General features: G+C 65.3%; 20 protein-coding genes. 6 read left to right on the top strand and 14 right to left on the bottom strand.

The window, feature by feature from the left end:
• Positions 1-94: 94 nt before the first annotated feature.
• Positions 95-1,258 carry a GNAT family N-acetyltransferase gene (locus ACWPV3_RS12635; RefSeq protein ID WP_453978534.1) on the bottom strand — a complete coding sequence of 388 codons (1,164 nt, stop codon included), beginning with the start codon at positions 1,256-1,258 and terminating at the stop codon, positions 95-97.
• The gene (locus ACWPV3_RS12630; protein ID WP_313452744.1) at positions 1,255-1,713 is read right to left on the bottom strand and encodes a RidA family protein; all 459 of its coding nucleotides are present in this window, start codon (positions 1,711-1,713) and stop codon (positions 1,255-1,257) included. Before ACWPV3_RS12630 ends, ACWPV3_RS12635 begins: the two co-directional genes overlap by 4 nt.
• Before the next feature lie 105 nt (positions 1,714-1,818).
• On the opposite strand from ACWPV3_RS12630, the gene ACWPV3_RS12625 reads away from it, so the two are divergent.
• Positions 1,819-2,718: a hypothetical protein gene (locus ACWPV3_RS12625; RefSeq protein ID WP_453978080.1), complete on the top strand. Its 900-nt coding sequence runs from the start codon at positions 1,819-1,821 to the stop codon at positions 2,716-2,718.
• A gap of 43 nt (positions 2,719-2,761) precedes the next feature.
• On the opposite strand, the gene ACWPV3_RS12620 is transcribed toward ACWPV3_RS12625, so the two are convergent.
• Genes ACWPV3_RS12620 through ACWPV3_RS12610 form a run of 3 tightly spaced genes read right to left on the bottom strand, consistent with a single transcriptional unit; the run spans position 2,762 to position 6,111 of the window.
• The gene (locus ACWPV3_RS12620; RefSeq protein ID WP_453978079.1) at positions 2,762-3,502 is read right to left on the bottom strand and encodes a polysaccharide deacetylase family protein; all 741 of its coding nucleotides are present in this window, start codon (positions 3,500-3,502) and stop codon (positions 2,762-2,764) included.
• A gap of 36 nt (positions 3,503-3,538) precedes the next feature.
• Positions 3,539-4,834, bottom strand: coding sequence for a nicotinate phosphoribosyltransferase (gene pncB / locus ACWPV3_RS12615; RefSeq protein WP_453978078.1), 1,296 nt, complete (start codon positions 4,832-4,834; stop codon positions 3,539-3,541).
• 8 nt (positions 4,835-4,842) lie between these two features.
• Positions 4,843-6,111, bottom strand: a complete 1,269-nt coding sequence (locus tag ACWPV3_RS12610; RefSeq protein WP_453978077.1) for a DNA polymerase IV — start codon at positions 6,109-6,111, stop codon at positions 4,843-4,845.
• 106 nt (positions 6,112-6,217) lie between these two features.
• On the opposite strand from ACWPV3_RS12610, the gene ACWPV3_RS12605 reads away from it, so the two are divergent.
• Positions 6,218-6,583, top strand: a complete 366-nt coding sequence (locus ACWPV3_RS12605) for a response regulator (protein WP_166622562.1) — start codon at positions 6,218-6,220, stop codon at positions 6,581-6,583.
• A complete protein-coding gene (locus tag ACWPV3_RS12600) occupies positions 6,580-7,941 on the top strand; it encodes a PleD family two-component system response regulator (RefSeq protein WP_453978076.1) in 1,362 nt (453 codons plus the stop codon). The genes ACWPV3_RS12605 and ACWPV3_RS12600 overlap by 4 nt, the downstream gene beginning before the upstream one ends.
• Positions 7,942-8,025: 84 nt before the next feature.
• On the opposite strand, the gene rpmG is transcribed toward ACWPV3_RS12600, so the two are convergent.
• Positions 8,026-8,193, bottom strand: a complete 168-nt coding sequence (rpmG, locus tag ACWPV3_RS12595) for a 50S ribosomal protein L33 (RefSeq protein WP_003164451.1) — start codon at positions 8,191-8,193, stop codon at positions 8,026-8,028.
• A 126-nt stretch (positions 8,194-8,319) separates the two neighbouring features.
• Between rpmG and ACWPV3_RS12590 the strand changes: the two genes are divergently transcribed.
• The gene (locus ACWPV3_RS12590) at positions 8,320-8,886 is read left to right on the top strand and encodes a hypothetical protein (protein WP_453978075.1); all 567 of its coding nucleotides are present in this window, start codon (positions 8,320-8,322) and stop codon (positions 8,884-8,886) included.
• A 341-nt stretch (positions 8,887-9,227) separates the two neighbouring features.
• Here the strand turns inward: ACWPV3_RS12590 and ACWPV3_RS12585 are convergent, their stop codons facing one another.
• Positions 9,228-9,920, bottom strand: a complete 693-nt coding sequence (locus ACWPV3_RS12585) for a TetR/AcrR family transcriptional regulator (RefSeq protein WP_453978074.1) — start codon at positions 9,918-9,920, stop codon at positions 9,228-9,230.
• 158 nt (positions 9,921-10,078) lie between these two features.
• Between ACWPV3_RS12585 and ACWPV3_RS12580 the strand changes: the two genes are divergently transcribed.
• Together ACWPV3_RS12580 and ACWPV3_RS12575 are read left to right on the top strand one after the other, a co-directional pair.
• Positions 10,079-12,370 carry a TonB-dependent receptor gene (locus ACWPV3_RS12580; RefSeq protein ID WP_453978073.1) on the top strand — a complete coding sequence of 764 codons (2,292 nt, stop codon included), beginning with the start codon at positions 10,079-10,081 and terminating at the stop codon, positions 12,368-12,370.
• Positions 12,371-12,380: 10 nt separating this feature from the next.
• The gene (locus ACWPV3_RS12575; protein WP_453978072.1) at positions 12,381-13,289 is read left to right on the top strand and encodes an alpha/beta fold hydrolase; all 909 of its coding nucleotides are present in this window, start codon (positions 12,381-12,383) and stop codon (positions 13,287-13,289) included.
• 200 nt (positions 13,290-13,489) lie between these two features.
• On the opposite strand, the gene ACWPV3_RS12570 is transcribed toward ACWPV3_RS12575, so the two are convergent.
• The 7 genes from ACWPV3_RS12570 to hchA all read right to left on the bottom strand — a co-directional run bounded on the left by ACWPV3_RS12570 (position 13,490) and on the right by hchA (position 19,654).
• Positions 13,490-13,642 carry a hypothetical protein gene (locus ACWPV3_RS12570; RefSeq protein WP_453978071.1) on the bottom strand — a complete coding sequence of 51 codons (153 nt, stop codon included), beginning with the start codon at positions 13,640-13,642 and terminating at the stop codon, positions 13,490-13,492.
• Between the two features lie 517 nt (positions 13,643-14,159).
• Positions 14,160-14,999, bottom strand: coding sequence for an aldo/keto reductase (locus tag ACWPV3_RS12565; protein WP_453978070.1), 840 nt, complete (start codon positions 14,997-14,999; stop codon positions 14,160-14,162).
• A 58-nt stretch (positions 15,000-15,057) separates the two neighbouring features.
• Positions 15,058-15,402 (bottom strand): UBP-type zinc finger domain-containing protein, encoded by a 345-nt coding sequence (locus ACWPV3_RS12560; protein ID WP_312733581.1) that lies wholly within the window; start codon positions 15,400-15,402, stop codon positions 15,058-15,060.
• 40 nt (positions 15,403-15,442) lie between these two features.
• Entirely contained in the window at positions 15,443-17,269 is a 1,827-nt protein-coding gene (locus ACWPV3_RS12555; protein WP_453978069.1) for a GMC family oxidoreductase, read from the bottom strand.
• On the bottom strand, positions 17,269-18,003 hold the full coding sequence (locus ACWPV3_RS12550; protein ID WP_453978533.1) for an SDR family oxidoreductase: 735 nt from the start codon (positions 18,001-18,003) through the stop codon (positions 17,269-17,271). Before ACWPV3_RS12550 ends, ACWPV3_RS12555 begins: the two co-directional genes overlap by 1 nt.
• A 53-nt stretch (positions 18,004-18,056) precedes the next feature.
• Entirely contained in the window at positions 18,057-18,773 is a 717-nt protein-coding gene (locus tag ACWPV3_RS12545) for a PA1136 family autoinducer-binding transcriptional regulator (RefSeq protein WP_453978068.1), read from the bottom strand.
• 11 nt (positions 18,774-18,784) lie between these two features.
• A complete protein-coding gene (gene hchA / locus ACWPV3_RS12540) occupies positions 18,785-19,654 on the bottom strand; it encodes a glyoxalase III HchA (RefSeq protein WP_453978067.1) in 870 nt (289 codons plus the stop codon).
• Positions 19,655-19,794: the final 140 nt, after the last annotated feature.

The raw sequence follows: 19,794 nt of genomic DNA, 5'->3' as shown, positions 1-19,794 counted from the left end.
GCCGGGCCTTTTCTTTTGTCGTAATCGTCGAACGCTTGGTTCATCACAACGAACACGACGCTGTGCGCGTTGTGATGAACCCATCCGTCCCCCGCTATCGCGGGATCAGGCCGTCACCCTGTTTGAACGGCGACAGTTCGGCGGTCATTGCGGCCCGCTGTTCCTCCACCGCCGGGCCTTCGTCCTCCAGATAGCGGGCGACGGGATCACGCAGAGCCGGGTCGGCGATGAAGTGGGCGGAATAGACGGGGGAGGGCAGGTAGCCGCGCGCGATCTTGTGTTCGCCCTGCGCCCCGGCCTCGACGCGGGACAGGCCGCGCGCGATGGCGAAGTCGATGGCCTGATAATAGCACAGTTCGAAATGCAGGAATGGCACATCGTCCAGCGTGCCCCACTGGCGGCCATACAGGGCGTCACGGCCGATGAAGTTCAGGGCGCCGGCGATGGGTGTCTGATCGCGAAACGCCATGACCAGGGCGATGCGGTCGGCCATGGTCGCCCCGACGCGGGTGAAGAAGTCGCGCGTCAGATAGGGCCGGCCCCATTTGCGCGAGCCGGTGTCCATGTAGAAGGCGAAGAAGGCGTTCCAATGCGCCTCGGTGATGTCGGCGCCGGTCAGGATGCGGATGTCCAGGCCCGCCTGGGCGTCGCGCCGCTCGCGCCGGATCGACTTGCGGCGGTTGGCCGACAGGGCGGCAAGGAAGTCGTCGAAGGTCTTATAACCGTCGTTGCGCCAGATGAACTGGATATCCTGACGCGGCAGCAGACCCGCCTCGGTCATGGCTGCCCATTCCGCCTGCGTCGGGAAGTTGACGTGCAGGGACGAGACGCCCAGCCGCTCCACCAGGGTCAGGGCGCCCTGCAACAGGGCCTGACGCACCGTCGCGGTGTCCGCATCGGGATGGCTCAGGAAGCGCGGCCCGGTCGCGGGCGTGAAGGGCACGGCGCCCAGCAGCTTGGGATAATAGCGCCCGCCGGCCCGCTCATAGGCGTCGGCCCAGCTGTGGTCGAAGACATATTCGCCCTGGCTGTTTCCCTTCAGATACAAGGGCATGACGCCGAGGACGGCATTGTCCTCGTCGCGCAGTGCCAGATGACGCGGCGCCCATCCCTGACGCGGGGCGGCGCTCTCGGACGCCTCGCAGGCGTACAGGAAGTCGTAGCAGACGAAGGGATCGCCGGTGCAACGCGCGCAGGCGTCCCAGGCCTCACGGCCGATGTCGGCGATCCCGTCGTGAACCGAGATCTGAAAGATCAGCGGATCTCCACGATCGCGTCGATCTCGACGGCGAAGCCCAGCGGCAGCTTATAGACGCCGACGGCCGAACGAGCGTGCTTGCCCGCGTCGCCGAAGACCTGGACCATCAGGTCAGAGCAGCCGTTGATGACGGCGGGAATGGCCTCGAAGTCCGGTCCGGCCTGGACGAAGCCGCCCAGCTTGACGATGCGGACCACCCGGTCCAGGTCGCCGTCGCAGGCGGCCTTGATCTGGGCGATCAGGTTCAGGCCGCACAGGCGGGCGGCGTCGGCGGCCTGCTCCGGCGTCACATCGACGCCAACCGTGCCCTTGACCCCGCCGTTGGCGTCGTTCGACAGCTGGCCTGAGATCGTCAGCTGGTCGCCCGAACGGACGTAGGACACATAGCTGGCCACCGGCTTGGCGGGTTCCGGCAGGGTGAGGCCGAGTTCGGCGATGCGGGCTTCGATGCTCATGGCGGCTCCTGTTGATCTGGGCGGGGTTTAGCGCGGGGCGGGGGCGGCGTCACCCGTCTGACCGGCTTTAAAGGTTCGCCAACCGCATCGTGTCAGGGTGCGACCATGGATATGCACCTGACCCCCGACGTCGCCGCCTTCCATGCCGCCCTGGCGCGCTTGTCGCCTGACGACCGGGCGCGGGTCGACGCCGCCGCCGGCCCGGCCGCGCAGAAGGCCGCCGAGGCCGCGCCCCACTGGGATTTCGAAATGCCGGCCAAGGCGGTCGACGCCCTGCTGGGGCCGGACGCCTCGGACGACGTGCGACGCGGCCTGATCGCCGCTTGGGCGCTGCAACTGCCCGACCGCGCGGCGGCGATGCGCCTTCCGCCGCAGGTCATGGACCTCTATCCCTACTGGATCGACCAACTGGCGGCGTTTCTGGACAAGGCCGAGGGCGACTATGTCTTCGACCACTGGTCCAAGGATGTGCGCTTCACCCTGGCGCTCAGCGTGCCGGGGGCAAAGAGCCAGGTCATCGACCTGTCCTCGCCGGTCGGGCCGGGGCAGATCGTCAAACACGTCCGCGACGGCTGGGGCCTCAAGCCGCTGTTCCGCTATCTGGCGGCGGGCGCGAAACGCGAGCCGTGGCTGGAGGTGCATACCGAAAGCCGCTGGCTGCGCGGCTTCAACGAGGACGGCTGGAACGAGGCCTGGGCGACGGCGGCCGAGCTGTGCCGGGCGCGGCCGGAACTGGCGGGCATGATCGGCTCCAGTTGGTTCTACGACCCGCCCCTGACCGAGATCAGCCCGCGCCTGGCCCACCTGCGCCTGAACCCTCTGAACGGCGGCGCCTTCATGGTGCATCAGGGCCCTGCCCCGATCCACACCGAACGGGCCGGCACAGCCTCGCCGTCGCGGAAGGCGTTGATCGACAGCGGCGAATACACCGCCCGCTCATGGCTGATGATCTGGCCTCGCAAGGAGCTGATCGCGTGGGCGGACCGGCGAAAGGCGACCGCTTGACCTGCCTCCGCCATCCTCGGGGCAAGCCCGAGGGTGACGACTTCTATTGGGTCGCCAACCGCCACGCCGCCGCGACCGGCCGGATGTCCAGATCGGCCGCCTTGGCCAGACGGATCAGCCGGTCGATGTCCTCGGGACGGCAGCCGTAGGGCGTCGGCGCGTCGCTGACGTCGTGGCCATAGGCGATCAGCCAGCCTTTCGACGCCGCCGTGTCCTCGACCAGCGCCTCCAGATCGTAGCCTGGCAGGCGGCGGCTCTCCAGACCCACGGCCTGCAGCAGGTTGCGGTCGGCCCTGGCGCGGTTCACGCCGTCACGCACGCCGCGCCCGCACAGGAACCGTCCGTCGATGATCGGCTTGGCCCCCAGGGCGCAGTCGCCGAACGGATAGGCGAAGGTCTGCATCTGATAGCCGTCCAGCCGCTCGGCGACCCAGGCGGCGTTGCGCGCCAGGCTGGCGTCCAGTTCGGCGGGCGTCAGCGTCAGGGTCGAGACGTGTTCATAGGTATGGCAGCCGACCTCGTGCCCAGCCTCGTGCAGTGTCTGCAGATGTTCGACCTCGAACTGCGGCAGGTCCATGTTGCGCCCGCCCGACAGGCCGCCGCAGACATAATAGGTCGCCTTGACGTCGTGCTGGGCCAGGATCGGCCCCGCCTCGGTCCAGGCCGAGACGGGGATGTCGTCGAACGACAGGCTCAGGATGCCGCGCGTCGGGCGTACGGCGACGGGGCGGACGTCCAGATAGCGGCCGGCGCGGCGGCGCATCTTGTCGATGAAGGCGTTCATACCCTCCTTATGACACGCCGGGCTTAAGGCCGGGTTTCACACCGTGACGGGCTGGGCCGTCAGGCCGCGCACGCCGAACACGCGGCGATAGCGTTCGATCTCGGCGGGATCGCCCACGGCCTTGGCGGGGTTGTCCGACAGTTTGACGGCGGGGCGTCCGCCGGCCTCGACCACCTTGCAGACCAGGGAGATCGGCTCCAGCTCGGGCGCGAAGGCGGGCGAGCAGTCGCGGAAGTCGTTGGTCAGATTGGTGCCCCAGCCGAAGCTGAGACGGGCGCGGCCGTGGAAATGGGCGTGGGTCGCCTCGATGCCGTCGATGTCCATGCCGTCCGAGAAGATCAGCAGTTTCTCCCTCGGATCGCGGCCCTTGGCCTTCCACCAGTCGATCAGACGCTCGCCCGCCGGGATGGGCGGGGCGGAATCGGGACGGAAGCCGGTCCAGTCGGCGACCCAGTCCGGCGCCTGTTCCAGAAACGCCTCGGTGCCGAAGGCGTCGGGCAGGACGATCAGCAGATTGCCCGCATAATGCCTGCGCCATTCGTCCAGCACGGCATAGGGCGTCTGAGCCAGCGCCGCGTCGTCAGGCGCCAGGGCCGCCAGAACCATCGGCAGTTCGTGGCCGTTGGTGCCGATGGCCTCCAGATCGTTCTCCATCGCGTGCAGCACGTTGGAGGTGCCGATGAAGGCCGATCCCAGCCCCTCCTTCAGCGCCTGGATGCACCAGCGTTGCCACAGGAAACCGTGGCGACGCCGCGTGCCGAAGTCCGACAGGGCCAGGTCGGGCAGGGCGCGCAACCGCTCCACCTTGGACCACAGACGGGTCTTGGCGCGCGAATACAGGATGTCCAGTTCGAACCGGCCCAGCCGCCGCATCCCGACCCTGCAACGCAACTCGTTCAGTATGGCCAGCGCCGGGATTTCCCACAGGGTCACATCGGCCCAACCGCCGGAAAAGGTCAGGACGTACTGACCATCCTCGACCGACAGGTCATAGTCCGGCAGCCGATAATCGGTCAGCCAGGCGATGAAGTCGGGCGAGAAGATCTGCTTCACCCCATAGAAGCTGTTGCCCGCCAGCCAGACCAGTTCCTTGTTGGTGAAGCGCAGGGTCCGGGCGTGATCCAGCTGTTCGCGCAGGGCGTCGATGTCGACCTCTTCGGCCAGACGGACCCGTTTCGTCCGGTTGATGACCTGGAACACGACCGGCACGTCGCGATGCTCGCGCCAGATCATCTGCAGCATCAGCAGTTTGTAGAAGTCCGTGTCCAGCAGGCTGCGGACGATCGGGTCCAGGCGGAAACCGTGGTCATAGGCGCGTTTGGCGAGGTCCATGCCTTGTCCTACGGCTTCAACGCCCGCCCCGCCACCACCGCGTCCTTGCCGAACTTCTCGCGCAGGGCGTCGATGGCCCGTTCGGTCTTCAGGGCGCGGGTCTCGGTGGTCTGGAACAGGCCGGCGGGGGCGTCCTCGGCGTCCTGGACGTCGGCCATGCCGATGCCGATCAGGCGATAGGGGCGGCCCAGTTCGGGTTTCAGCAGGTCGCGTCCGGCCGCGAACAGGGCGCGCGCCGTCTGCACCGGATCGGGCAGGGTGATGCGGCGGGTCACGATCTTGAAGTCCGCGCGCCGCAGCTTCAGCACCAGGACGCGGCTGGCCACCCCGTCGCGACGCGCCTTGGACGCCAGCTTCTCGCACAGGGGCCACAGCTCGGCCTCCAGCGCCTCGGCCGCGGTCAGGTGCTCGTTGAAGGTGGTCTCGGCGCTCATCCCCTTGCGGTCCCGCTCGGGGTTTACGGCGCGGGCGTCGCGGGCGTGGGCCAGATCGTGCAGGCGCAGACCGGATTCGCCGTAACGTCTGACCAGGTCGCGCACGTCGGCCTGCGCCAGATCGCCGATGGTCGAATAGCCGTCGCTGCGCAACGCCTTGCCGAACACCGGCCCGACGCCGGGCAGGGCGGTGACGGGGCGCGGCGCCAAGAGGCTTTGCGCGTTCGCCGCCCCCACGACGGAAAAGCCGCGCGGCTTGTCCATCTCGGACGCCATCTTGGCCAGGAAGCGGTTGGGGGCTAGGCCGATGGAGACGGTCAGGCCGGTTTCCTCCTCGATCCGCTTCTGGAACCGGATCAGCTGCAGCGCCGGCGGCCCGCCGTTCAGCCGCTCGGTCCCTGACAGATCGACCCAGGCCTCGTCCAGCGACAGCGGCTGGATCAGCGGCGTCAGCCGGCCCAGGGCGCCCAGGATGCGTTGGGATTCGAAGACGTATTTGGCGAAGTCGGGCTTGATGACCACGGCCTTGGGACAGGCTTTCAGCGCCTTGAACATCGGCATGGCCGAGCCGACGCCATACTGCCGCGCGATATAGCAGGCGGTGGAGACCACGCCGCGCTTGCCGCCGCCGACAATGACCGGCCTGTCGCGAAGTTCGGGCCGGTCGCGCTTCTCCACCGAGGCGTAGAAGGCGTCGCAATCCATATGGGCGATCGACAACTGGTCCAGTTCGGCGTCTGCGACCACCCGCCGCGATCCGCACGCCGGACAGCGGTTCTCGCGCGGCCCGGCGGGGTCATCGCCGGTCCACAGACAGTCGCGACAGACGGCCTTGATGGCCACGTTTAAGGTCTCCGTAAGATTGGCTTCACCCCAACTTAAGACTGCGCCGCCACTATCGCCCCCCATGAGGCGTCCCGCGTTCCTGGGCCGCACAGGTCAGGTGACGATGTCCAAGAAAGTCCTCATCGTCGAGGATAACGAGCTGAACATGAAGCTTTTTCATGATCTGCTCGATTCCCAGGGCTATGAGACGCTGCAAACCCGCGAGGGATTGCAGGCGTTGGCCCTAGCGCGTGCGCATCATCCCGACCTGATCCTGATGGACATCCAACTGCCCGAGATCTCGGGCCTGGAAGTCACCAAATGGCTGAAGGACGACGAGGAGTTGAACCACATCCCCGTCATCGCCGTGACCGCCTTCGCCATGAAGGGCGACGAGGAACGAATCCGTCAGGGCGGCTGCGAGGCCTATATCTCCAAGCCCATCTCGGTCATGCATTTCCTCGACACCATCCGGCAGCATCTGGGATGAGCGCGCGCATCCTCGTGGTCGACGACGTGGACGTGAACGTCCGCCTGCTCGAGGCCAAGCTGACGCTCGAATATTACGACGTCCTGACCTGCAACGACGGTTCGACAGCCCTGGCCATGGCGGCGGAGGCGCAGCCCGACCTGGTGCTGCTGGACGTCATGATGCCGGGCATGGACGGGTTCGAGACCTGCCGCAGGCTGAAGGCTCAGGTCGAGACGCGCCACATCCCGGTGGTGCTGGTGACGGCGCTGGACGGGCGCGAGGATCGGATTCGCGGTCTGGAGGCCGGCGCCGACGACTTCCTGACCAAGCCGATCGACGACGTGGTCCTTTTCGCGCGCGTGCGGTCTCTGACGCGGTTGAAGCAGATCATGGACGAGCTGCGCGAGCGGGAGGAGAGCAGCCGCCGCCTGGGCGTGGACGCCGACGGCGTAGCCCGGATGCGCAGCGAAGGCGGACGCATCCTGATCGTCGACGACGACGCCCTGCAGGCCGACAAGATCGCCTCGGAACTGAGCGGCGAGCACCGCATCACCATCGAATCCAACCCCGAGGCGGCCCTGGCTGTGGCCAAGGGGCCGCTGGACCTGATCATCGTCAATGTGGCGGCCCAGTCGTTCGACGGCCTGCGGATCGTGGCCCAGGCGAAGTCGGGCGACGCAAGGCGGGCGCCGGTGCTGGCTGTGGTCGATCCCAGCGAGCGGTCGCGCATGATCAAGGCGCTGGAACTGGGCGCAGCCGACGTCTTGGCTCGCCCGGTCGATTCGGAAGAACTGGCCGCCCGCGCCCGCACCCAGATTCGCCGCAAACGCTATACCGACTTCCTGCGGCACAAGCTGGACAGCAGCCTGGAGATGGCCGTCACCGACGCCCTGACCGGCCTTCACAATCGCCGCTACATGACCAGCCAGCTCCAGGCCCTGGTCGGTCGCGCCAGCCATGGCGGCGCCTCGGTGGCCGTGCTGGTCATGGACATCGACCACTTCAAGGCGGTCAATGACGGCTTCGGCCATGACGCCGGGGACGAGGTGTTGGTGGAGTTCGCCGTGCGTCTGGCGACCAACGTCCGCGCCGTGGACCTGCCGTGCCGCATGGGCGGGGAGGAGTTCGTGGTGGTGATGCCGGGCGCCAGCCTGGAGGCGGCCGAGAGCGTGGCCGAACGGATTCGCCGCGATGTCGCCGCCGCCCCCTTCCGCGTGCTGGGCGGCAGGGAGCAACTGACCGTCACCATCTCCATAGGAGTTGCGGCCACGACCGGTGAGGGCGACACGCCCGAAAGCCTGCTGAAGCGGGCCGACGAGGGCGTCTACGAGGCCAAGGCCAAGGGCCGCAACCTGGTCATCGCCAAGGCGGCCTGACCGCGACCGTTGCAGTCACGACAAAAGAAAACGCCCGGCTGGGAGGTCCAGCCGGGCGTTTTCGATTTTCAACGGATCAAGTGCTTACTTGATCTTGCCTTCCTTGAACTCGACATGCTTGCGCACGACCGGGTCGTACTTCTTGACGACCATTTTCTCGGTCATGGTGCGGGCGTTCTTCTTGGTGACGTAGAAGAAGCCGGTGTCGGCCGTGGAGTTCAGGCGGATCTTGATGGAAGCCGGTTTGGCCATCGGAATTACCTCTGCGACGGCGAAAGCCGCTTAAAATAAGAGGCGCGGAACATACTCAGGATCGCCCCAAAGTCAACGGGCGCGATGCCGCGTTGATGCAGGCGTCCGCACAGTTAGGGTGACGCCATGAAAATCGCACCCCTGCTGGCCGCTGCGGCCCTGGCTTCCCTATCGTTCACCGGCGCTGCGGCCGCGTCTCCCGCTCCGGCGCAGGACGATTTCATGGCGCGCTTGAACGCCCTGTGCGGCCAGCGATTCGAGGGTCGGGTCGTCACCACCGACGCCGCCGACGCCCGGTTCGCCAGCGAACGTCTGATCATGCATGTGCGCGACTGTTCGGCGGATGAGGTGCGCATTCCCTTCGCCGTAGGGGCGGATCGGTCGCGCACCTGGGTCGTCACCCGCACCGATGCGGGCCTGCGGCTGAAACACGATCACAGGCACGAAGATGGAACGACCGACGTGCTGCATTGGTATGGCGGCGACACGGTCAACGCCGGCACGGCCGAGCGGCAGGCGTTCCCGGTCGACGCCGAATCTATCGCCCTGTTCAACGCCAATGACGCGGCGGTCTCGACAACCAACGTCTGGGCGATGGAGGTCCATCCCGCAGGGATGTTCGCCTATGAATTGCGCCGTCCCAACCGGCATTTCCGCGTCGAGTTCGACCTGACCCGGCCACTTGCGGATTAAGGGTCAGGACTCGGACAGGCGGGCGAACCAGATCCCCTCATGCTCGACCCCTGCCGCACGCCCGCGTCCTCATCGGCGACAGGGGATACGACAGCCTTGCCTGCCACGACGCCCAGGCCGCTTGTGGGAACCGACGCCTGTACTCCTTCAAGCCGCAGCCGCAAGATCCCCATACCCCACGATCAGACCTTTTATCGCCGTCGTCACCGCACCGAGAACCTCTTCGCCAGGCTCAAGGACTGGCGGCGTATCGCAACCCGAGATGATCGATGCGCCCAAACCGTCAGGGCCGCTATCACCATCGCAGCCATCATGATCTTTTGGATCAATGAGTTCTGGGCCTAGGCGAGGCTAGCTGCGTCGGAGGCTTCGGGGGCTTCCCTGACATCGAGGCCCCTGGCGAAGACGGCGATCATTTCCCGACAGGCGGTGTCGAAATCATCCGATCTGCAAAGCCCGTCGGACAAGGTGTCCAGCCTGCCGGTCCTTGCCCAGGTCAGCGAGATCGCCCCGGACAGCATATGGTAGAACCAGTGAACCTCCGCCGCCGTGCGGTGGGGCGCGGCGCGTTGGAGGAGGGCGATGAATTCACGCACCGCCGGGTCGAAGGGCGACCCGTTCAACCCCGGTACGGCATTGGCCTGGGTGCTGTTCAACTGAGCGATGATCGCCAAATAGTGCCGCAGACTCTCTCCGCCTCGGCGAACATAGGCGAAGGTCGGTTCCAGATAGGCCCTAAGGAGGCCTTCAACTGTTATCCGGTCGCCGGCCTCGTCGGCGTAGCGCTTGAGTGCCGTCAAGCGCACCTCGTTGACTGCATCCGCGCGCCGCGCTGCGACGGCGCCGAAAAGGCCCTCCTTGGTGCTGAAGTAGTAGTGCATGAGGCTGGTATCGACCTTCGCGGCATCGGCGATCTGCTTCATGCTGACGCCGTTATATCCGCCCGTCGCGAACAACTCCTCCGCGGCTGTCAGAATCCGGTCGCGCGAGGCTTGACGACGCTCCGTGTTCGTTCGTTTGCGCGATGCGGTCACTGAATTCTCCACCCTGGTCATAAGGCACTAGCCGCACCGCCGCGCCAACCCAACCGAAAGATTGAATTTTATTGATCGATCAGTAAAATTGTTGACGACTTTCGGACTCGATGTCAGCCTTGTCTCAAAGCGGGGATACGCCCGCGAGGGAGGTTGAAATGCAGGGGATGAAGGTCTGGCTGGGGGCTGGCGCGTCGTCGTTGGCGATCGGTCTGGGAATGCCGGCGTGGGCTCAGACGCCGCCGGCGCAAGAACAGCAGGTGTCGCAGATCGACGACATCGTGGTGACGGCGAGACGGCGCGAGGAGACGCTCGTCGACGTGCCGATTTCGATCACGGTGCAAACCGGCGAACAACTCGAGAACCGCGGCGCGACGGACATCACCGCCCTGCAACGGGTGACGCCCAACCTCACCCTCCAGGTCTCGCGCGGGACCAATTCGACCTTGACCGCCTTCATCCGCGGCGTCGGTCAGCAGGATCCCCTGTGGGGATTCGAACCCGGCGTGGGGCTTTACGTCGACGACGTCTATGTGGCGCGCCCGCAGGGCGCCGTGCTGGACATCTTCGACATCGAGCGCATCGAGGTGCTGCGCGGTCCGCAGGGCACGCTCTATGGGCGGAACACGATCGGCGGCGCCATCAAATATGTGACGCGCGACCTCGACATGAAAGAACCCGTTTTTCGGGTGCGAGCTGCGATCGGGACGAAGAACCAGCGTGACCTGGTCCTTTCCGGTTCGACGCCGCTGGGCGACCGGGTGGCGGTCGGAGGCGCGTTCGCCACCTATAACCGCGACGGTTTCGGCACCAACCATTTCACCGGCGCGGACACCTACAACAAGGATGTGATCGCCGGCCGAGCGACGATCGAGTTCCATCCGTCCGACAACCTGTTCTTCCGGCTGAGCGGCGACTACACGGAAGACAATTCAAACGCCAATCACGGACATCGCGAGCGTCCCGTCCCTGCGCCGTTGCTGGCGCTTGTCCCGCAGACCGAGTGCCGCTCCGTATTCGCCAATGTCTACGACACCTGCGCAGGGCTTGGCGACGGCAATCAGGTCATCAACAAGGGCGTGTCGCTTCTGGGGGAATGGCGGGCCAGCGACAGCCTGACGTTCAAGTCGATCACGGCCTATCGCGAAGGGGTCACGCACAGCAACGGCATCGACTTCGACAATCTGCCCGGGCCGATCCTCGACATCGCCGCAGGGGGTACGGTCTATGAGGACAATCAGTTCTCGCAGGAATTCCAGCTTCAGTATTCCTCCGACCGTCTCCAGGGCGTCGCCGGCGTCTACTATCTCGACGCCACGGCGGGAGGCCAATACGACACGATCCTGCAGGCGGCGAACCTCACGCTGGGAACCTCGGGAAGCGTCGATACGCGCAGCTTCGCGATCTTCGGCGACTTCTCGTATGATCTGACCGACCGCCTTGCGATCTCCGTGGGCGGGCGCTGGACCCGGGACACCAAGGACGCCGTGGTGTTCAAGGCCAACTATGCCGGCCTCGGCAGCCCGATCGTCGGCCGCAATGTCGCGCCGGCCCAGATCCTGAGCGACTACACGGCTTCGGACACCTATGAGGAGTTCACGCCGCGTGTGAGCGCCAGCTACGAGTTGACCCCCGAGTTCAATTTTTACGCCGCCTATGGCCGAGGCTTCAAATCGGGCGGCTTCGACATGCGCGGCGATGCGACGGCGACGCCCGCGACCAAGAACGGCTATGCGCCAGAGATCGTCGATTCCTACGAAATCGGGCTGAAGGGCGCGGCCTTCGATCGGCGTCTGCGTCTGTCGACGGCGCTCTTCTACAGCGACTATCAAGGTCAGCAGATCACGACCCAGCAGGTCAATCCGGCCGGCACCGGGGTGGTGAGTTTCGTCGACAATGTGGGCTCGTCCACGATCTGGGGCTGGGGATTCGAGGGTCAGGCGCGCCTGACCAATCGTCTGACGGCGAACCTGGCCCTGGGCTACACCAACGCCAGTTTCGACCAGTATCTCGCCTATGTGCCGAATCCTGCGGCGCCGCCGGCCTATATCCAGACGGACGTGTCGGCTTCGCGGCAGTTCCAGAACACCCCCGAGTGGACGGGTAACTTCAGCCTCGCCTATGCCGTTCCGCTCAGCAACGGCGGCGACGTCTCTATCCTGGGGTCGATGTCGTTCCGGTCGGACACCTCGATGTTCGAGACGCCGTTCCCCGAGGTCGATCAGCCCGCCTATCAACTGTACGATCTGAACATCACCTACACCTCGCCGGATTCGCGCTGGAAGGTCGGCCTTCATGGCCGCAACCTGACCGACGAACGCTATCGCACCGGCGCCTATACCTTCGCCTACACGCCGGCCGCCCCTGCGACCGTGATCTATGGCGACTCCGTCATCGGTTTCTACGGACCTCCTCGGACCGTGTCTCTGACCGTCGGTTATACCTTCTGAGGGCGTAAGAATGACGGTAGCTCGGATCAGCGAAATCGGTGGAGAGGCTTTCGTCTTTCCAGCCATCGACAACCTGATGCTCTCGGCCCGGATCTATCCGGGTCGAGAATCCGGTGCGGCGACGGTGCTGTGCCTTCATGGCCTGACCCGCAATGGAAAGGACTTCGATACGCTCGCCAGGCGCCTGTCGGACCGTTTCCAGGTCGTGGCGCCCGATCAGCGTGGGCGAGGGCGTTCGGCCTACGATTCCGATCCGGCCAACTACAATCTCTTCACGCAAAGTCGCGATATGTGGACCTTGCTGGATATGCTCGAGATCCAGCGGGCCGCCATTGTCGGAACCTCGATGGGCGCCCTGATGGGCGTGGTCATGGCCAATCAGCAACCTGACCGCATCGCAGGACTGGTGCTGAACGATGCGGGTCCGGAGGTTGATCCGGAGGGACTGGCGCGAATTCGGGGATACGTTGGAAAGACGTCCGCGGTCGGCGATTGGGACGCGGCCGCCGACGCCGTATCCAGCCTTCACTCGACCTCCTATCCCACCTATGGCCCTGAGGATTGGGCGAGAATGGCGCGGGCGACCTTTGTCGAGACCGGTGACGAACTGCGTCTGGACTATGATCCCAACCTGACAGCGGCGCTCGACCCGAACGCCGTCCCGCCCGACATGTGGCCGGCGTTCGCGGTTCTGAAGACAATCCCGACCTTGGTGATCCGCGGCGCCCTATCGGACATTCTGTCGGCTGCGACGGTCGATCGGTTGGTGGAGCAGACAGGCGCCAGGACCGTGACCGTGCCTGATCGCGGCCATGCGCCGGACCTCAGCGAAGCCGAATCCATCGCGGTGATCGACGCGTTCCTCGCTTCATCCGAGGTCCGAGCTCGTTTCGGCCAGGCCGTCGTCGCTTCGGATTGATCGATCCGAGCCTGGTTCGTGGTCCGTCATCAAGCCTAAAGCGAACTGGAATACTCTTCGTCATCGCAAATCAGACAGGCATGTGCCGGGATGGACTGTGCTTGCGCGACGAAACCGGGACGCGATAGTTTGGTGTTTTCCGGGGTATTGCGCCCTACGACGACACCGCCTTGATCATCGACCACGGCGCTGGATCGCCATCAACGATGGCTGAACTTTTTGAGGGGCTGGACGCCAGCCGCATCGGGGCGATGCCCGACGGTTTCCGTTACATTCCCGATCTTATCGGCGTGGAGGAAGAGGCGCGGCTGATCGAAGCCTTCGCTGACTACGACCTCCAGTCGTTCGTTCACATGGGCAATCCGTCGCGGCGGCAGGTCCGTAATTTCGGGGTCGATTTCGACTATGAGCGCAAGGTCGCGGTCGCCGCGCCGCCGATCCCCGGAATCTTCGATCCTGTGCTGGACGCCGTGGCGGCGCGCACGGGCACGCCTCGATCAGAACTGGTCGAACTGCTGGTGACCTATTATCCGGCGGGTGCCGAGATCACCTGGCACCGCGATTCACGGGCCTTCGAGTCGGTGTTCGGCGTGTCCCTGCTCGCCGATGCGGAACTGAGATTGCGCCCGGTGTCGCGCAAGGGGCGACATCGTGGCGACGTTCTGAAATTCGTCGCGGCGCGCCGCTCGCTCTATGCGTTGAGCGGTCCCCCCGCACCGACTGGATGCACCATGTTCCCCCGGTCAAGACGCCCCGATACTCTGATCTCTCCAGGGTTCAGCGCGCGAAGCGCAACATCGCGAAGGGCGAAATTGCTCAGGTCAGGAAGCCCATCAGGGCGCGAGACCAGTGTCCAAGCCTTTGACATGATCAAATCCGAACCTCCGCCGGATCCGGCCCGACCCGATTGTCGGGATCGTCCAGGATGTCGATCCGCGCGAGGTCTTCTTCGTCCAGCGCAAAATCGAAGATCTCGCTGTTCTCGCGGATGCGGGCGGCATGGACCGATTTCGGGATCACGATATGGCCGGCCTGGATGTGCCAGCGCAGGATGGCCTGGGCCGGCGATTTGCCGTGCTTGCGAGCGATGGCGCCGATGATCGGGTTTTCCAGCAGCGACTTGTCCGACCGACTGCTGCCGCCCAACGGGCTCCAGGCTTCGACCGCGATGCCCTTCCGGTTGCAGTACGCCACCAGCTCACGCTGCTGCATGTCGGGGTGAATCTCGACCTGATTGACAGCTGGAAGCACGTCAAAGTTATCGGCCAGAAGCTCCAGATGCGGGATCGCGAAATTGCTCACGCCGATCGACTTGACCCGGCCCGTGCCCAGAAGCTCGATATAGGCCCGCCAGGTCTCCAGGAACGCTTCGCGTGGTTCCGGCGGCCAGTGGATCAGGAACAGGTCGACATAGTCAATGTCCAGCAGCGCAAGGCTCTGCTCGAAAAACTGGATCGCCTGCGCATAGCCGCCCTGGGGCCAGTATTTGGTGGTCACGAAGATGTCTTCCCGAGGAAGACCGCTCTCGCGCACGCCGCGACCGACGCCGCGCTCGTTCCGATAGACCTCGGCGGTGTCGATCATGCGATAGCCGTCCTGCAAGGCGGCCAAGACCGCAGCGGTGGCTTCCTGGTCGCTGGTCTGCCAGACGCCCAGGCCGAATTGCGGCATCTGATGTCCGCTGTTGAGCTTGATATTCGGCACGTTCATGTCGTGGCCTTCCGGCCGTCTGTCGGCCGCTGACGTCAAAGAGATGTGGGCGGACGCCCTACTGGTTGATCAGGTCCATCCAGTCGTCCGGCACGGCGCCTTCCGGGCCAGGCACGGGCTGATCGATCGGATGGGAGAGGGGCGGGGCGAGGGCAGGGCCGACGAATGCGGCCCCGGAGCGGTAATCGAAAAACCAGTCCTCGCCAGGCTCGAAGCTGCGGATCACCGGATGTCCACTGGCGTGATAATGATGCGTGGCGTGCTGTGAAGGCGAGGTGTCGCAGCAGCCGATGTGGCCGCACTGGGCGCAGCGGCGCAGATGCACCCACCAGCCCCCGGTTTCCAGACATTCCTTGCACCCGGTCCCGCTGGGGCGCGCCTGTGGATCTATCGCTTCATGCATCGGGTCTCTCCTGGTTTGGGGCGGTGCGCGACGACAGCGGTCATGCGGATCGCTGGGTCTGCGCTATGATCACGTCGCTGGCGCGCTCGCTGATCATGTAGACGGCGCTGGCGATGAAGAGACCGGGAATTCTGGGAAAGACGCCGGCGTCCACCACTCGCAACCCTTCCACGCCTCGCACCCGGAAATCGCCGTCGAGCACCGCCATTTCGTCATCCTGCGCCCCGATAGGGCAGGTGCACGAGGCGTGATGGCCCCAGGCATTGTCGCGGATCCACTGTTTGACTTGTTCCGGTTTGGTGATCTCCGTCCCCGGAAGCACCTCCTCGGCGACGATGCCGTCCAGCCGGGCCGCGACCCGGCGCGCGATGGCGACGCCGTCGGCGACGCCCTGAAGATCGCGTCCCTCGGCGTCGCTGCCCTCCTCGAAATAGGCGAAGTTGATCGCCGGGGGATCGCGCGGGTCTGTCGTCGTCAACCGCACGGTTCCGGCGCGATTGCGGGTATGGCCCTTCAGCACGACCATGGTGAACTGATCGTGCTTGGCGGCGCTCTCGGCGGCATAGCCGGGGTAGTAGCCATGGAAATCCACCGGCAAGGCGAACACGAACAGGTCGGGTTCTTCCTCCGCGACGGAAGACTTGGCGATGAAGGCCGCCAGCGAACCGTTGGTGCTGTACGGGCCGTTCTTGTCCTTTTCCCATTCCTGGAAATGCCGGTCGCCTTTTCCGTCGCGTCCCGGAACGTCCAGATCGGCATTTTCGAACACCGGATAGTCGTGGATCAGCCGATGAACGACGCCGACCTCGTAGCGGTCCTGAAGGTTGGACCCGACGCCGGGGCGATCCAGCTTCACCTCGACGCCGAGGCGCTCCAGATGTTCGCGCGGGCCGATGCCCGACAGCATCAGGATCTGCGGCGTGTTGAAGGCCCCGGCGGCCAGGATGACTTCGCGGCGAGCGCGGAATTCCACCGGCTGACCGGGGCCGTGCGCATGCGCCATGTCCGGGTCCGCGCCATACAGGTGCGCGCCGTCCAGGCAGGCCACGCCGACCGCCCGGTCGCCTTCAAAGATCACGCGACTGACCAGGGTGTCGTAGCGGATGGTCAGTCTGTCCGAATGCGCTGCCTGGGCCGCCAGGACACGTTCACGGGCGCCGTTGCGCCGGCCATGGTCGATGGCCACCGGAATGAAGCTCATGCCCTCGCGGCGTTTGGAAACGAACCGCCAGTCGTTCGGGTCGTTCGGCAGCAACACGTTTTCGGGCGTGCCATAGGTGGCCCGGCTTTCCGCCTCCACAGCCCCGATGATGTCCAGGAACCACGGCTCGCGTCCAGCCAGCTTGGGGTCCGCGCGCGTGGTCTTCAGCCAGCCGTCGAATCCGTGACGGCGGGCGTCGCCAGGCTTTGCGGGGTCTTCCGGATCAGGGTCCTTTCCGCGCCAGGCTTCGAGGCGTTGAAACCTGTTGCGCATAGCGTCCGCCGACCAGTCGGGATCGCCCGTCAGTTCGGCCAAGTGATCCCAGTCCGAATTGTGCGGATAGACGGTGACGAGCGCGCTGATCGCCGTCGATCCGCCCAGTGTCGCGCCACGTGGGTACAGAACCCCGTTACGAGCCGACACGAACTTGTCGTCGCGCTTCTGTTGCGTGTCGTCGGCGTAGTGGCGGACGAAGTAGTCCCAGCGCATCTCGGCGTCTTCGCTGGCCCGCGCCTGCATGATCGGCACGTCGTAGTAAGGACACCGATGGTCGCCGCCCGCTTCGATCATCAGGACCGAAAAACCTGCTTCGACCAGGCTGGCCGCCAGCGGGCCGCCGCCGGCGCCCGAGCCCACGACGATGAAGTCGTGCAGGGCTTCGACCATTACAGACCTCTCTTCCAGACTTCGTCCTGTTCGCGCTTGACCATGGCCTCCGCGCTCTCTGGTCGAACAGTGCGGTAAGGCGGGTGTTCCGCCTCGATCACCCCGATGATGGCCTCGATCATCTCGGCGGGGTCGTGCTGCTTGTCCAGTTCGCGCACGGGCCAGTGTTCGACGACCCGTTCGCCGTGCCCCCACCACTGATCCATGCTCTCCATGCCGGTGTCGTTGAAGCCCGTGCGATAGGCGCCCGGATTGACGGTGACGACCTCGACCCCATAGGGCTTCAGTTCCTCGTGCATGGCCGAACAGATGCCTTCAACCGCATGTTTCGACGCCGCATAGGCCCCGTCGAACGGAACCTTCACCAGTCCCGCGACCGACGACGTCCACACGATCCGCCCCGAGCCGCGCCGCACCATTTTCCGGGCGAAACCCTGCGCCAGTTCCAGGGCTGCGAAGACATTGGTCTCGAACACCGAGCGGAACACCGGCATGGGGATCTCGACCATCGGCCCGGATTCCATGATGCCCGCGTTGTTGAACAGGGTGTCGATCTCCAGCGTCAGGGCGTTGGCGCGATCGAGTTCGTTCAAGACATCCAGCTTGATGACCCGCAAGGACAGGTCTTCGGCTTTGGCCGCCTGCCGTAGCTCCCAGACTTGGGGCCAAATCTGGCAACCGGCGATGACGTCATGTCCCTTTCGGGCCAGCCCAAGGGCAACGCCCCGGCCGATCCCGAGGCCGCTCCGGTGACAAGCACGCGTTTGGACATCTGACCCTCTATCCTTCAGTTTTCCAGTTGGCCCGACCGAACCAGAACCTGCACGGCCTGGGCGGTGTTGCTGACGCCCAGGCGACGTCGAATGCGCCTGAGGTGGTTTTCGACGGTCCGTTCCGACAGCCCCAGCCGCAGGGCGATGTCGCTGTGCTGGCGGCCGGACGCGATCCATCGCATCACCTCCAGCTCGCGTGCAGACAGGGTGCGGGTCTGGGCGGAGCGATCACTCGCCGCCGTCAGACGTCGGCCGGTCCCGACCGCCGCTATCGCGACGGACTCCAGATCGAGCCGGGCGTCGAGGGAGCTGTCGATGTCGGCGCCGCCGAAGCTCATGGCTCCGACCAGCCCCACCTGCCCGAAGACGGGCACCTGAAGACCGTGCACGCCGTCCCCCGTCGGGCGGGCGACGACCCGGTAGGCTTCCTGCCCCTCTGCGCCGCTTTTGGTCCAGAAGAAGGGGCGTTCCGTTTCCAGAACGTGGCGGTTCATCGGACATCGCGCGAGGTAGGTTTCGGCGTCGACATCGGCGCCGACGCCAAACCAGTCGCCTTCCACCCACAGAAGTCGGTCGATGACGCCTTCTCCCGCGGGGGGCGCGGTGTAGAGCACGAACCTGTCGTAACCCAGCGGTCGAGCGAATGTTCGAACCACCGTGCAAAGCGCGTCGATATCGGCGCTTCGCTCGATGGAGGCGACGGTCGATGCCAGGGGGGAAGGCGCCGACATGGGCATTGGTTTCAGCCTGCGCCGACCTCGGCCAGCAGCGCTTCGGCCGCCAGCTTGCCCAGCGCATTGCCGGCGAAAGGGCTGTCCCCGGTCAGAAGCTTGCGGTCGGCATGGACCGCGCCGGTAGGCTCGGTGTTCAGGATCGTCACGCCCAGCGCCTTGAGCTTTTCACCGAAATGCCAGCTCAGGTGGCCGGGCATATAGCCGATGTCGGGGGTCATGCGGTCGGTGGCGTCTGGGAAGGCCATGATCGAATAGCCCTTGAACGGAAAGTCCTTGTCGCTCCCGTCCTGGGCGCAGGCGAGGAAGGCGCCCGGGCCGTGGCAGATCGAGATGATGTGCCGGTCGTTGGCGAACGCCCAGCGAAGGACGGCGTCGACCTCGTCGCTGAACGGCAGGCCCGCCAGGGGGCCGTGTCCGCCCGGGATGAAGACAGCCAGATAATCCGAATCAGGCCCGAGGGTATCGACGACCTCTCGAAGGTTCAGCGGGTTCCGGAACTGCTGGAGATAGGCCAGATGAAGCCCCGTGATCTCCTTGTCTTCCTTGGGCATGGCCCAGAACTCGAACTTCACCGGATTGCCCGACACCGTGGCGATGTCGAACTCAAATCCCGCCTTGTGCAGGTGATACATCGGCAGCAGCGTCTCGACCGGATGGTTGCCGGTGGAGAACAGCTTGCCGTTCGCCATCTCCAGATAGCGCTCGTCCGTCCCGATCACGAGAATCCGGCGGTTGCCGGTGTAGGGGACGGGATAGTCGGCGCCCGACAGATCGCTCTTGGCGCTGGTGAACTGGCTCAGTGAGTAGGGCGACGGAAACCACGCATTGAACTCGGCCTCGTCGAGTTGCGGTTCCTTGCTGGCGGAGGTGGTGTCCATGGGGCTTTCCTGTCTGATGTTCAGAAACATTAAAGCTGGCTGGGCCTCATGAAAATGAGGGTTATCCCTCAATGAATCGTGCCGCCTTACGTCAGTTAATGACTTTGCTTCGCGCACCGTTCCCAGACGTGGATCAGCCG

The sequence above is a fragment of the Brevundimonas sp. Marseille-Q4549 genome (genome assembly GCF_976940555.1).
This window is presented reverse-complemented; position numbering and strand designations above follow the sequence as displayed.